The organism is Kutzneria sp. CA-103260, assembly GCF_018263855.1.
Classification (GTDB): domain Bacteria; phylum Actinomycetota; class Actinomycetes; order Mycobacteriales; family Pseudonocardiaceae; genus Kutzneria.
The window spans coordinates 1,559,390-1,572,279 of sequence record NZ_CP073318.1 but is presented as its reverse complement, the minus strand read 5'-3'; the positions used below and the strand labels follow the sequence as shown (position 1 = coordinate 1,572,279).

At 68.5% G+C, this 12,890-nt stretch carries 10 protein-coding genes; 7 read left to right on the top strand and 3 right to left on the bottom strand.

The features are described from left to right. Nucleotides 1–25 precede the first annotated feature (25 nt). Nucleotides 26–988: an LLM class flavin-dependent oxidoreductase gene (locus tag JJ691_RS06950; RefSeq protein WP_211767961.1), complete on the top strand. Its 963-nt coding sequence runs from the start codon at nt 26–28 to the stop codon at nt 986–988. On the opposite strand, the gene JJ691_RS06945 is transcribed toward JJ691_RS06950, so the two are convergent. Next, nucleotides 965–1,615 (bottom strand): TMEM175 family protein, encoded by a 651-nt coding sequence (locus JJ691_RS06945; protein WP_211767960.1) that lies wholly within the window; start codon nt 1,613–1,615, stop codon nt 965–967. The two genes, JJ691_RS06950 and JJ691_RS06945, sit on opposite strands and share 24 nt — an antisense overlap. Next, entirely contained in the window at nt 1,615–2,136 is a 522-nt protein-coding gene (locus JJ691_RS06940; protein WP_211767959.1) for a DUF6790 family protein, read from the bottom strand. The genes JJ691_RS06945 and JJ691_RS06940 overlap by 1 nt, the downstream gene beginning before the upstream one ends. A 57-nt stretch (nt 2,137–2,193) precedes the next feature. On the opposite strand from JJ691_RS06940, the gene JJ691_RS06935 reads away from it, so the two are divergent. Next, nucleotides 2,194–2,613, top strand: a complete 420-nt coding sequence (locus JJ691_RS06935; protein ID WP_249227747.1) for a MarR family winged helix-turn-helix transcriptional regulator — start codon at nt 2,194–2,196, stop codon at nt 2,611–2,613. Between the two features lie 40 nt (nt 2,614–2,653). Here JJ691_RS06935 and JJ691_RS06930 read toward each other — a convergent pair whose 3' ends face one another. Continuing rightward, complete coding sequence (locus JJ691_RS06930) at nt 2,654–4,345, bottom strand: alpha/beta fold hydrolase (RefSeq protein WP_249227746.1); 1,692 nt, start codon at nt 4,343–4,345, stop codon at nt 2,654–2,656. Between the two features lie 173 nt (nt 4,346–4,518). Here JJ691_RS06930 and JJ691_RS06925 point away from each other — a divergent pair, with 173 nt between their 5' ends. The 5 genes from JJ691_RS06925 (at nt 4,519) to JJ691_RS06905 (ending at nt 12,890) form a co-directional block, all read left to right on the top strand. After that, nucleotides 4,519–5,514 carry a LacI family DNA-binding transcriptional regulator gene (locus JJ691_RS06925; protein WP_211767957.1) on the top strand — a complete coding sequence of 332 codons (996 nt, stop codon included), beginning with the start codon at nt 4,519–4,521 and terminating at the stop codon, nt 5,512–5,514. A 112-nt stretch (nt 5,515–5,626) separates the two neighbouring features. Beyond that, a complete protein-coding gene (locus tag JJ691_RS06920) occupies nt 5,627–7,675 on the top strand; it encodes a glutaminase family protein (RefSeq protein ID WP_211767956.1) in 2,049 nt (682 codons plus the stop codon). A 2-nt stretch (nt 7,676–7,677) separates the two neighbouring features. Beyond that, nucleotides 7,678–10,131, top strand: a complete 2,454-nt coding sequence (locus JJ691_RS06915; RefSeq protein WP_211767955.1) for an MGH1-like glycoside hydrolase domain-containing protein — start codon at nt 7,678–7,680, stop codon at nt 10,129–10,131. Nucleotides 10,132–10,147: 16 nt separating this feature from the next. Beyond that, nucleotides 10,148–11,671: an alpha-L-arabinofuranosidase B gene (locus JJ691_RS06910; protein WP_211767954.1), complete on the top strand. Its 1,524-nt coding sequence runs from the start codon at nt 10,148–10,150 to the stop codon at nt 11,669–11,671. Nucleotides 11,672–11,789: 118 nt separating this feature from the next. Further along, nucleotides 11,790–12,890, top strand: coding sequence for an HNH endonuclease signature motif containing protein (locus tag JJ691_RS06905; protein ID WP_211767953.1), 1,101 nt, complete (start codon nt 11,790–11,792; stop codon nt 12,888–12,890).

Here is a 12,890-nt window from a genome sequence, read left to right as displayed (position 1 = left end):
TACCACGCCCGAAGGAGCGCTTCCCATGCTGCTGAGCTGTCAGATCCCCACCACCGTGCCGTTTCCGGAGATGGCCGCGCTCGCGCAGCTGGCTGACAAGCTCGGGTACGACACTGTCACCTGCTCGCACATCGCCGCCCGGGACTCGTTCACCGCGTTGTCCGGTTTGGCGATGGTGACCGAGCGCGTGCACCTGGCCACCGCCGTCGCGCCGATCTACCACCGCTCCCCCGCCTCCATGGCCCAGACCGCGGCCACCGTGGACGACCTGTCCGGCGGGCGGTTCCGGCTCGGGCTCGGCGCCGGGCACCGGGTCACCATGGGCGGCTGGCACGGGCAGGAGATCGGCCGGCCGGTGCCCGAGATGCGGGAATACGTCGAGCTGGTGCGGGCGCTGCTCACCGGGGCCGAGCCACCGCAAGGGAAACGCTGGAACTCCACCTTCCGATTCACGGCTTTCGAGCCCCGGCCCGACATCCCGGTCCTGTTGGCCGGGCTGTCGCCGGCGATGCTCCGGTTGGCCGGGGAGATCGCTGACGGTGTCGTGCTCTGGGCCTGCCCCGCCGACTACGTCCGCGATGTCGTCGTGCCCGAGGTGGCCAAGGGCCGGGCCGCCGCCGGCAAAACCCTGGACGGCTTCGCCGTCATGCCGGCGATCCCCGTCGCCGCCGGCTCCGATCGAACACAAGCGCTGGCCGTCATCCGGTCGGAGCTGCACCGTTACTTCGGACTTCCGTTCTACCGCAGCATGTTCGCCGCCGCCGGCTACGCCGAGGACCTGCGGGCCTACGACGAGGCCACCGGCGACCAGCCCCGGCAGGAGCAGACGATCAGCGAAAACCTCATCGATGCCTTGTGTGCCATCGGCGACGTCGCCCAGGTGCGGGACGGCATCGCCCGCTACCGCGCGGCCGGCGCAACGAACCCGATCCTCACCGGTATTCGCGGCACTGAATTCGCGTCCTCACTGCGGGCGGCCGCCGGCTAGTTCGTGCTTGTTGGCCGTGGCGCGGTAGCGCAGGCGCACGATCTGCGGCTGGACCAACAACAGTGCAAGTGTGTAGTAGCTCAACACCGGGAACGCGGTGACCAGCGCCAGAATCACGAAGAACGTCACCGCGCCGGTGATCGCGTCGAACCACCAGCGGTCGGAGACCGCGTCCGGTGCGCGCCGCACCTCGGGATCGTTGCGCACGATCCGCACCATCGCGGCCAGCAACACGCTGCTGACGAACAGGGTGCCGACGTACAGCATGAGCACCAGCCGGTCGTCGAGGGGGTAGTTGGCGATCAGCTCGGTCGGGAACGGCAGGAACACCACGGTGAGCAGCCAGCTCACGTTCACCATCACCAGCGACATGCTGTAGGCCTTGACCTGTTCGAACACCCGGTGGTGCACGATCCACAGCCGCACGATCACCACGAAGCTGATCAGGAAGCCGAAGATCACCGACCGGTTGTCCGCCAGCAGCTCCGGCAGCGGCGGCATCGGGCCGGCCTTGCGGGCGTCGCTGACGCTGTCGACCAGGGGCAGCACCAGCAGGGTCAGCGCGATGGCCACGACGGCGTCACTGAAGAACACCAGCCGTTCCGCGGACTTGGGCTTGTCGGACATCAGACGAGGGCCGGCTGACGGACGACGGCCAGTCGCTTCGAGCGGACGGCGAGGATGATCATGACGGCGGGGAAGAGCACGTCGCAGATCAGGACGCCGCCGGTGTTGCCGGGGGCGTGGTCGCCGCCGGCGAACCACTGGTAGACGTGCCCGATCACCGCGCCCCACAGGAACATGCCGGCGCCGAGGCCGACGGTGACGCGCTCGCGGGCGGTGGCGTGCGACGAGGCGGCGCGGAAGCCCATGACCGCCAGTCCGAGGTTGGCGAAGGCGATCTCGAACTCGAACGGGGTCTGGTTGAAGCCGATCGCGGTGGCCATCACCTCCGGGGCGCCGAGGAAGGCGAGCACCAGCCACAGGCTGCCGCAGCCCAGCGCGCCGGCGGCCCACCAGCGCTGCCAGGTCTCCAGCCGCGCTTCGCGGGACGGGCTGTGCCGGGTGGCGATCAGTGCGCCGACGACGGCCACCAGCACCCAGACCAGGGGAAACGCGGACTGCAAGAGGTATGAGGTCGTGTTCACGGCGACGAGTCTTGCATGGTTAATATTAACCAGTCAACATTCATGTATGATCGAACCGTGGACGACGGGCTTCCTGACTTGTTGCATCGAGTGGTGTTCCTGCTGGCCGAGGCCACACGGCGGCGTGGCGCCGATCCCGGCGGCCTCACGTACAGCCAGATGCGGCTGCTGGGCACGCTGGAGGACATCCAGCCGACGACCCAACACCGGCTGGCCGAGGCGCTGTCGGTGTCCGACCCGGCGATCAGCCGGGCGCTGCGACCGCTGGAGGCCGACGGTCTGGTGGAGGTGCGCCAGGACCCCGAGCACGCCCGGCGGCGGCTGGTCAGCCTCACCGAAGCCGGCAGCAAGGCGTTCCACAGCAACGGAAAGCCGCTCTACGAGGAGCTGCGCACCGCCCTGCTGGAAGCCGGCTTCCCCTACGAGCGGTACCTGCGCGACACCGAGACGCTGGCCCAGCTCCTCGAAACGCCCTGACGCGCGCCTCCCCCAGGGAGACGCGCGTCAGGAGTTGGTGTCAGCGCAGGGAATTCGTCTTGCTGATGAAGTCCTGGGCCTGGTCACGCAGCGCCGACGGCGCGGTCTGCGGGGCGAAGGACCGCGTGCCGGACGGCGGCGTCTTCACCGGGCCGGGGACCGGGAAGACCTGGGTCTCGCCGATCAGCGGCACGCCGGGGCAGACGCTGCTGCCGGGGCGGGAGTTCTGCAGCAGGAACACGTTGACCATGCCGTCGACGCAGGGGTTGGCCGTGAGGGCGTACTGCCCGTGGTACGGCGAGTCGTCGACGGAGATCAGGCTGACGCCGGGAGCGGCGGCGACGGCGGCGTGGGCCTGGTCGTAGCCGGTCTGCGGGTCGAACTCCCCTTGCACCACAAGGACGTTCTTGGCCACGGACGCCGGCAGGTTGGGCAGCGTCTGGCGCGGCGCGTCGGACCAGGGGCCACACACCTCGCCGAGACCGTAGGCCCAGCCGAACAGCGGATTGTTCGGACCCTGACGGTCGCTGAGCGACTTGTACCAGGCGGTGGACTTGGTCGGCTGGTCGCCGCAGGCCACGGCGTATCGCACGTCCTCGACGGCGGCGTAGTCGGGCGTGGTCGCGGCCTTGACGTCGGCGACGGTCAGCGCGGCGACCGGCTTGCCGAACCTGGTGTCCAACTGGGACTGAAGGTCGGCGGGCGCGGAGGCATTGCCGCCCAGCGCCTTGACCCCGGCCTCGAAGATCGCGGTGGCACTCAGCCAGGCGAACTTGCTGCCCATGCCGACAAAAAGGCCGTTGAAGCGGTCCGGGGCGATGCCCTGCGACTTGTAGTAGTCGCGGACCTGCTCCCACTTCTGTTGCACCGCGGCGGGAGTGGCGCCGAAGACGTCCGGCGCGGTGCGGGTCAGCCACGGCACGTACACCTGGTCGAACTGCCGCTGGTCGATGATCGGGAAGTCCTCGAAGTCGGCCTGCAGCCGGCCCTGCCAGTTCACGCTGGAGTCCAGCACGATCTTGCCGGCGCTGCCCGGGAACAGCGAGGCGTACTTGGCGCCGAGCCACGAGCCGTAGGAGTAGCCGAGGTAGTTCAGCTTGGCCTGGCCCAGCAGCTGCCGGATCAGCTCCATGTCGTGGGCGGTCTGCCAGGTCGACAGGAACGGCGACTCGGCGACGCTCTGGCACGCCTCGGCGATCGCCTGCGGCACCTTCTGGTGGTCGGCGATGCTCGCCGCCGACCGGTCGCGGGCGTCCAGCAATCCCTGCGGCAGCCGGCCGGTCGGCACCTGGCACAGCACCGGGTCGCCGCCGTCGGCCGTGGTCACGCCCTCGTGGCCGGTGCCGCGCGGGTCCATGCCGATGAAGTCGTAGCGGGCGCTGACGGTCGGCTCCAACCCGGCCAGCGCGCCGGCCAGCGAGGAGCCCTGGCCGCCGGGACCGCCCGGGTTGACCAGGATCGCGCCCAGCGACTGGCCCGAGGCCGCCACCCGGCTGATCGACACCTTCATGTCCACGCCCCCGGTCGGCGCCGCCCAGTCGCGGGGCACCGTCACCATCGCGCACTGGGCCGGCTTCGCGCCGGTGGACGTCGGGAAGGGGCACGCGCCCCAGGTGAGCTGCTGGTTCTCGTAGCCGGCGAACGGATCCGGGGCCGCCGACGCGGCGGCCGGCAGGCCTACCGCGAGCAGCGATGCACAGGTCAGCGACAAGGTCGCGGTTCTTAAGTTCACCGCTTCATGCTGGTTGGGCACACCGCCTGGGCACACCAGCCAAGCGTCGGTTCCCGGTCGGTAGTTTGTCCGACTGGGGTAGGACTCGGATCAGCCGTAAGTAGGACGTTGTCCCCTGGTGCGCGTCGGGGTGACGCTATCGTCGGCGGGGGAAAGATCGGAGGACTGGGGACATGGCCGTGACGCTGAGGGACGTGGCCCGGATGGCGGGCGTGTCGGTCAAGACGGCGTCCAACGTGGTCAACGGCTACTCGTTCGTGAGGCCCGAGAACCGCCGGCGGGTCGAGGAGGCGCTGGCCGCCACCGGGTACCGGCCGAACATCGGGGCCCGCAACCTGCGCCGGGGCCGCACCGGGTTCATCGCGCTGGTGGTGCCGGAGCTGGGCATTCCCTACTTCGGGGAGCTGGCCGGGCTGGTCATCACGGCCGCCCGCGAGCAGGGCTGGAACGTGCTGATCGAGCAGACCCAGGCCACCCGGGACGGCGAGCGCACGGTGCTGGAGGCGCTCGGCCCGCACCTGATCGACGCGGCGGTGATCAGCCCCGAGGCGTTGCACGCGGAGGACTTCGCCGCGCTGGACCCGGGGGTGCCGCTGGTGATGATCGGCGAGCACTCGGTCGACGTGCGCATCGACCACGTGGCCATCGACAACGTGCTGGCCGCCCGTACCGCGGTCGGCCATCTGGTGGAGATCGGACGCCGGCGCATCGCGGCCATCGGCGCGCACCCCTATCGCGGCACGGCGGCGCTACGGCTGGCCGGCTACCGGGAGGCGCTGGGTGAGGCCGGCCTGCCGGAGCTGGTCCGGCCGGCGCTGCACTACCACCGCCAGGACGGCGCGGCGGCCATGGCCGACCTGCTCGACCTGCCCGAACCGCCGGACGCGGTGTTCTGCTTCAACGACCTGCTGGCCGTCGGCGCGCTGCGGGCCATCGCCGAGCGCGGCCTGCGGGTGCCACAGGACATCGCGGTGGTGGGCTTCGACAACACCGAGGAGGGCGCGTACAGCCGCCCCTCCCTGACCAGCGTCGCCCCGGACAAGGTGGCCATCGCCCGGACCGCGATCGAGCTGATCCAGCGGCGCATCGGCGAGCCGTCGGAGGAGTTCGTGCCCGAGGACGTGCAGACGCCGTTCACCCTGGCGATTCGGGAAAGCACCGCGGGCTGACCTCACCGTCCGGTGTCTTGAACTGGACAGGCGCGTTTACAACGTTGTGCCAACGATGTAAAACCAGAGAGCCACGTGGTGTCCCTTTCCCCTGCGAGTACGGGAGACCCCTGTGCCCATCGACCGACGCGACCTGTTCCGCTTCTCCGGCGCCGCCGGCCTCACCATGGCGGCGTCGTCCCTGCTACCGGCCGCCGCCGCCCAGGCCTCCCCTGCTTCGAGTGCTGTCAAGTTCCGTCCGCCGGCCACGCCGCTGGCGGTGCGGTCGCCGTACCTGAGCACCTGGCTGGCCGGCGACTACCTGGCCGGCGAGTGGGCCGGCTTCTGGACCGGCCGGACCACCGCCATGACCGGCATCGCCCGGATCGACGGCGTGGCCTACCTGTTCATCGGCCAGCCCGGGCTGTCCCGGGCCATGACCCAGACCGACCTGACCGTCACGCCGACGCAGTCCCGGTTCGTGTTGCACGGCGGCGGCATCGAACTCACCGTCACCTTCATGTCCCCGATCGAGCCCGGTGACCTGCGGCGACAGTCGATGCCGCTGTCGTACATCTCGATGGGGGCACGGAGTCTGGACGGCAAGTCGCACCACGTCAGCCTGTACGTCGACATCAGCGCCGAATGGGCCCACGGCGACTCCAACGCCATGGTGGGCTGGGACTCCGCCGCTGCCAGCGGGGTGCGGATGTTGTCGTTCACGCCGTCCAGCCCAGGTGTGCTGGCGGAGAACGGGGACATGGCGTCCTGGGGCACCGTCACCTGGAGCACCCCCGAACGGGCCGGACTGACCTGGCAGATCGGCCAGGACACCGTGGTTCGCGGGGCCGCCGGTCAGTTGGCGGGAACGTCCGACACGGCCCAGCCGCGGCGGATCAGCGACCGGTGGCCAGTGCTGGGGCTCAACCTGGACCTCGGGGCCGTCCGCGGTCCCACGCAACCGTTTGTCGTCTCCGTCGGTCACTTCCGCACACCGGCGGTAAGCTACCTCGGCAAGCCGTTGAGTCCATTGTGGATGTCGTACTGGCCTTCCTGGTCGGCCATGGTGGCCGAGTTCCACGCGGACGCTTCGTCGGCCTTCGCCCGGTCGGAACGGCTGGACAACAAGATCACCGCCGACGCCCGCGCCGCCGGTGGCGACAAGTACGCGGCGCTGTGCGCGTTGGCCCTGCGACAGGCCTACGGCGGCACGGAGCTGGTGGTCCGCGACGGGAAGCCGTGGGCGTTCCTGAAGGAGATATCCAGCGACGGCAACGTCTCCACCATCGACGTGCTGTACCCGGCGATGCCGGTGTTCGCCTACCTCGACCCGCAGTACCTGCGCCTGCTGCTGGAACCGGTGCTGGACTACGCCGAGACCGGCGGCTGGCCCAAGACCTTCGCCGAGCACGACCTGGGCTCCAGCTACCCCAACGCCAGCGGGCACAACGACGGCAACGAGGAGGACATGCCGGTCGAGGAATCGGCCAACATGCTGATCATGGCCGCGGCCGCCGGAGTCACCGGCCACTACGCCATCCTCAAGCAGTGGGCCGACTACCTCGTCGACAACGCGCTGGATCCCGGCTACCAGAACCAGACCGACGACTTCACCGGCTTCATCGCGCACAGCGCCAACCTGGCTCTGAAGGGCATCATCGCCATCGGCGCGATGGCCAAGCTGGCCACGGCGGCCGGCAACACCGCCGACGCCACGCACTACCAGGGTGTGGCGTCTGACTACATTGGACAGTGGCGGACGAAGGCGACCGACACCACCGGCCAGCTCAAGCTCGCGTACGACATGTCCGGCACGTGGAGCCTGAAGTACAACGGATTCGCCGACGCCCTGCTCGGGCTGAACCTCGTGCCGGCCGCGGTGACGGCCGAAGAGGGCGCGTTCTACCTGGCCAACCGCAACCAGTTCGGCACCCCGCTCGACCTCCGGCACTCCTACACCAAGGCCGACTGGGCCCTGTGGACGGCCGGCTGGCAGCATGACCACCCCGCGGTCCGGGACGCGTTCATCAGCGACGTCTACGACTTCGTCACCACCAGCGCCAGCCGGGTCCCGTTCACCGACCTCTACGACACGATCTCCGCCCGCCAGTCGGGTTTCCAGGCACGACCGGTGGTCGGCGGCATGTTCTCGCTGCTGGCCCTGCGCGCCGGGAGGCACTGACCATGCGGCGGAGGTGGTGGGCCGCGGCGACCGCCGCGGTGATGCTGGCCGTCGCCGCGCCGACCGCCTCCGCCGTCGGCGGATCGGCCGCGGCGACCTCCTTCCTCAACCACTCGGCCCTGTTCGGGCCGGTCGAGGACCCGGGCTGGTACGAGGCCAACATCCCGTTCCTGGAGGTCCCCGACCAGCAGATCCAGTCCGTGTACTACTACCGTTGGCAGACCTACAAGGAGCATCTGGTCTACACCGGGCCGGAGTACGGCTGGCTGTCCAACGAATTCCTCCAGCCGGTCAGCTACGGGGCCCCGTACGGCGGCGTGGTGGCGGCCGCCGGGCACCAGATCACCGAGGGCCGCTGGCTGCGCGACCAGCAGTACACCAAGGACGACATCGACTACTGGCTCAACGGCCCGGGCCAGTTCCCCAAGCCCCGCACCGACGCCGTCAACCCGGACACCGGCGACTGGGCCCACGAGTACAGCTTCTGGGCCGCCAGCGCCGTCTGGCAGCAGTACCTCGCCGCCGGCGACGCCGGCTTCACCACCGGCGAGCAGCAGGCCCTGATCCGGCAGTACAACGGCTGGGCCAACCACTTCGACAGCAGTCTGGGCCTGTACTGGCAGGTGCCGGTGTGGGACGCCACCGAGTTCTCGCCGTCCTCGTACGAGTCCAGCGACCCCTACCACGGCGGCGCCGGGTTCCGGCCGACCATCAACGCCTACCAGTACGGCGACGCCATGGCCATCGCCCAGATCGCGTCGTTGACCGGCGACACGGCGACGGCCTCGGACTTCGTTGGTCGGGCTTCGTCGTTGCAGACCGCCATGCAGTCCCACCTGTGGGATCCGTCGCGCCAGTTCTTCTACGACATGCCACGGGACAACAACCCCTCGCACGCGCTGCTGGACACGCGTGAGGAGATGGGCTTCGTGCCGTGGATGTTCGACATGCCGGCGGCTGGCGATTCCCCGGCCTTCGCGCAGTTGAAGGACCCCAACGGTTTCGCCGCGGTCTACGGGCCGACGACCACCGAGCGGCGCAGCCAGTGGTTCATGCACGAAGCCGCCCAGTGCTGTCGCTGGGACGGGCCGTCGTGGCCGTACGAGACGTCGCAGACGCTGACCGGCGTCGCGAACCTGCTCGACGACTACCCGGCGCAGAACGTCCTCTCGGCCGCTGATTATGTGTCGATGCTGCACACCTATGCCGCTACGCAGTACCGCAACGGGCAGCCGTACGTGGCCGAGGCGCATGATCCCGACCAGGGCAATTGGATCTACGATTCAACCAACCACAGCGAGGACTACAACCACTCCACCTTCAACGACAACGTCATCTCCGGCCTGATCGGCCTGCGCGGCCAGGCCGGCTCCACGCTGACGGTCAAGCCCCTGGCTCCGTCCACTTGGGACTACTTCGCGCTGGAGAACACCCCGTACCACGGGCACAATGTCACCGTGCTGTGGGACCGCACCGGCTCCCGCTACGGCCAGGGCGCTGGCCTGCACGTCTATGTCGACGGCCACCTGGCCGCCTCCTCACCGGTTCTGGGCGCGGTGACCGTGCCGGTCGGGCCAGCTGTCACACAGTCTCACGGCCCGGTCGACCTCGCCGCCAACGGCCAGCGCTTCACCTACGGTCCGCAACCGTTCGCGTCCTACACCTCGCCGTACGACAACCCGTGGAACGCCATCGACGGCATCGTCTACCGCACCGGCATTCCCGAGAACAGCCGCTGGACCAGCTACAACTCCCCCAACGCCAGCGACTACTACGGCGTCGACTTCCAACGCAAGATCACGGTGAGCGACGTCCGCCTGTACTTCTACGACGACGGTGGCGGAGTCCGCACACCCACGTCCTACGATCTCCAGTACGACACCGGCAACGGCTGGGCCACCGTGCCCGGACAGAGCCGTGCGGGCGATGAGATCACCTTCCCCGCGTTGAACACCAACCGATTGCGGGTGGTGGCGCCCAACCGAGGTGGCGGAACCGGCTGGGGCCTGCAGGAGTTCGAGGTGTGGGGCCAGCCCGTGTTCCATATCCAGAACGTCAACAGCGGCCTCTTGATGGGCGTCTCGGGAATGTCCACTTCGGATGGCGCGTCCGTGGTCCAGTTCCATGACAACGGCACCGCTGACCATCTGTGGCGGCTCGTGCCGGCCGGCGGCGGCCAGTACAAGATCCAGAACATCAACAGCGGCCTGCTGCTGGGCGTGTCCGGTATGTCCACATCGGACAGCGCACAGATTGTCCAGTTCCACGACAACGGGACCGCCGACCACCTGTGGAGCCTGATCGACACCGGCGGCGGCCAGTTCCAGATCCGCAACGCCAACAGCGGCCTACTGCTCGGCGTAGCCGGAATGTCCACATCCGACAGCGCTTCAGTGGTCCAGTTCCACGACAACGGCACCGCCGACCATCTCTGGCGGCTGGAGCCGGCAAGCTGAACAGGAGCCCCTGCCCATGACACGCTTGCGAACAATCTTCCTGTCCATCGCCGCGGTGCTGGCCGGCCTGTTCGTCGCCGTGACGCCCGCACAGGCCGCCACCTCACAGCCGTGCGACATCTACGGCTCGGCCGGCACCCCCTGCGTCGGCGCGCACAGCACCATCCGAGCCCTCTACGCCGCCTACAACGGTCCGCTGTACCAGGTCAAACGGGCCGACGGCGCGCTGCTCAACATCGGGCTGCTCAGCCCCGGCGGCATCGCCAACGCCGCCGCGCAGGACTCCTTCTGCCTCAACTCGACGTGCATCATCAACGAGATCTTCGACCAGTCGCCCCGGCACAACGATCTCACCATCGAGGGCGCGGGCGGGGCCGGCAACGCCGACGTCGGCTCCCCGGCCAACGCGCTGCCGGTGAGCGTCGGCGGCCACACCGCCTACGGCGTCGAGATTTCCTCCGGCATGGGCTACCGGGACAACTCCACCAGCGGCGTCGCCGTGAACGGCCAGCCCGAGGGCATGTACATGGTCGCCTCCGCCACGCACGTCAACGGCGGCTGCTGCTTCGACTACGGCAACGCCGAGACCAACAACCAGGACACCGGCAACGGTCATATGGACGCCGTGTACCTGGGCCTTCGCTGTGAGTTCGGCGGCTGCAACAGCTCCGGTGGGCCGTGGGTCGCCGCCGACCTGGAGAACGGTCTCTACCAGTCCAACACCGGCACCCAGGCGTCCGACCCCGGCCCCGGCATCATCCCGTTCGTCACCGCGATGCTGAACAACAACGGCCAGAACCATTTCGCGCTGAAGCGGGCCAACGCCCAGACCGGTGGGCTCACCACCACCTACTCCGGCTCCGAGCCCACCGTGAAGACCGGCTACTCCCCCATGCACCAGGAAGGCGCCATCGTCCTCGGCACCGGTGGTGACAACAGCAACGCCGACGTCGGCTCCTTCTTCGAGGGCGTCATGACCGCCGGCGTTCCCACCGACGCCGCCGACAACGCCGTCCAGGCCAACATCGTCGCGGCCGGCTACGGCGGCTCCAACGGCGTCCCCGGCGGCACCCTCACCCCCGGCTCGTCCATTTCCCTGCGGGCCACCACCGCGTGCTGCACCACCCGGTACATCCGGCACTCCGGCGGCGACGCCATCACTTCCGTGATCTCGTCCAGCAGTTCCGACCTGGACCGCAACGACGCCACCTGGATCATCCGCCCCGGGCTCGCCAACAGCTCCTGCGTCTCCTTCGAGTCCAAGAACTACCCCGGCGACTACCTCCGGCACTCCAACTACCAGCTGCACCGCCAGCCCTTCGACGGCAGCTCCCTCATGGCCCAGGACGCCACCTTCTGTCCGGCGACCGGGAACACCGGGCAGTACACCTCTTTCCAGTCCTACAACTATCCCGGGTACTACATCCGGCACTACAACGCCACTGTGTACATAGCGCACAACGGCGGCAGCAACCCCTGGGACACCACGTCCTTGTGGGCCGACGACACCACCTGGCAGGTCAGTTCTCCCTGGGCGTGACATCCTGTCGGCGCCACGGCGGATTGTCGCCGTGGCACCGACGGATTCGTTTCCTGGCAATGGTTTCCCACTCTATCGTGTGACTCTTACGGTCGTTGGCGGGCGTAGAATTGCTGGCATGGAAGAGAAAGTCGCTCGCTTGATCGAATGCGAGCGTGTTATTCGTAAGACTCAAGCCGAGCGACTACGGTTGATCGCCGAGTTGAACGTCGACGAATGGGCCGACCGTGACATCGGCATGGCCCTACAGCTGTCCTCCTCCACCGCCTCCTCACTGGTCACCTGGGCCACCCGTGTAGCCACCGTGTTCCCTGATGTGGTGGAGGCCATGGAAGCCGGGGTGATCAGTGAATGGTCCGCTCACGGTCTGGTCGACCCCACCGAGCACTACAGTCGTGAGGTGGCGCAGAAAGCCGTCGCTAAGACCTTGGAGACCGCCGCAGGCCGCTGCTGCCAACAGCTTCGCCGGTCGGTGCAGGGTCGGTTGCAGCGGGCGGATCCGGCCGGGCATGCCCAGCGGTGCGCGGAGCGTCGTCGGGACCGCTCGGTCGTGATCTACGACCTTGACGACGGCATGGCCGTCCTCAAGTGCGAGCAGCCCGTGGAGGTCGCGCAGGCCATGTACGCGAAGGTCGATCGGTTGGCGCGTCAAGAACCTAAAAACGGCCGCTCGATGGACGCCATCCGTGCCGACGTCCTGGCCTCCCTGGTGTTGCAGGAACCCCAGAGCGCCGGCTCCAAGGCGCTCATTCAGGTCACCGTGCCGATCACCGCTCTGCTTGGTGTTGATGACCGGCCCGGCCAACTCGACACCGGCCAGCTGCTCCCCGCTGATGTCGTCCGCGACCTCATGACCCACCCCGGCACACTGTTCCACCGGTTGTTGACCGACCCCGCCGGCCAACTGCTGGAGTACAGCCCAGGGATCTACCGCCCCAAGGCAGACGTGGACCGCTTCATCCGCACCCGGCACCGGACGTGCGTGATGCCGTGTTGCTCCCACCCCTCACGGTCCTGCGACATCGACCACGCAATCGCATGGCCCGAAGGCACAACCACCGGGACCAACCTGGGGCCGTTGGACCGCAGGCACCATCGCTACAAACACGCCACCAATGCGAAAGTCGTCATCGCCGACGACGGGACTACGACGATCCAGACTCGGTGGGGTCAGACCTACACCACGAAACCGGATCCGGTGGAGGAACCACCCTTCTAA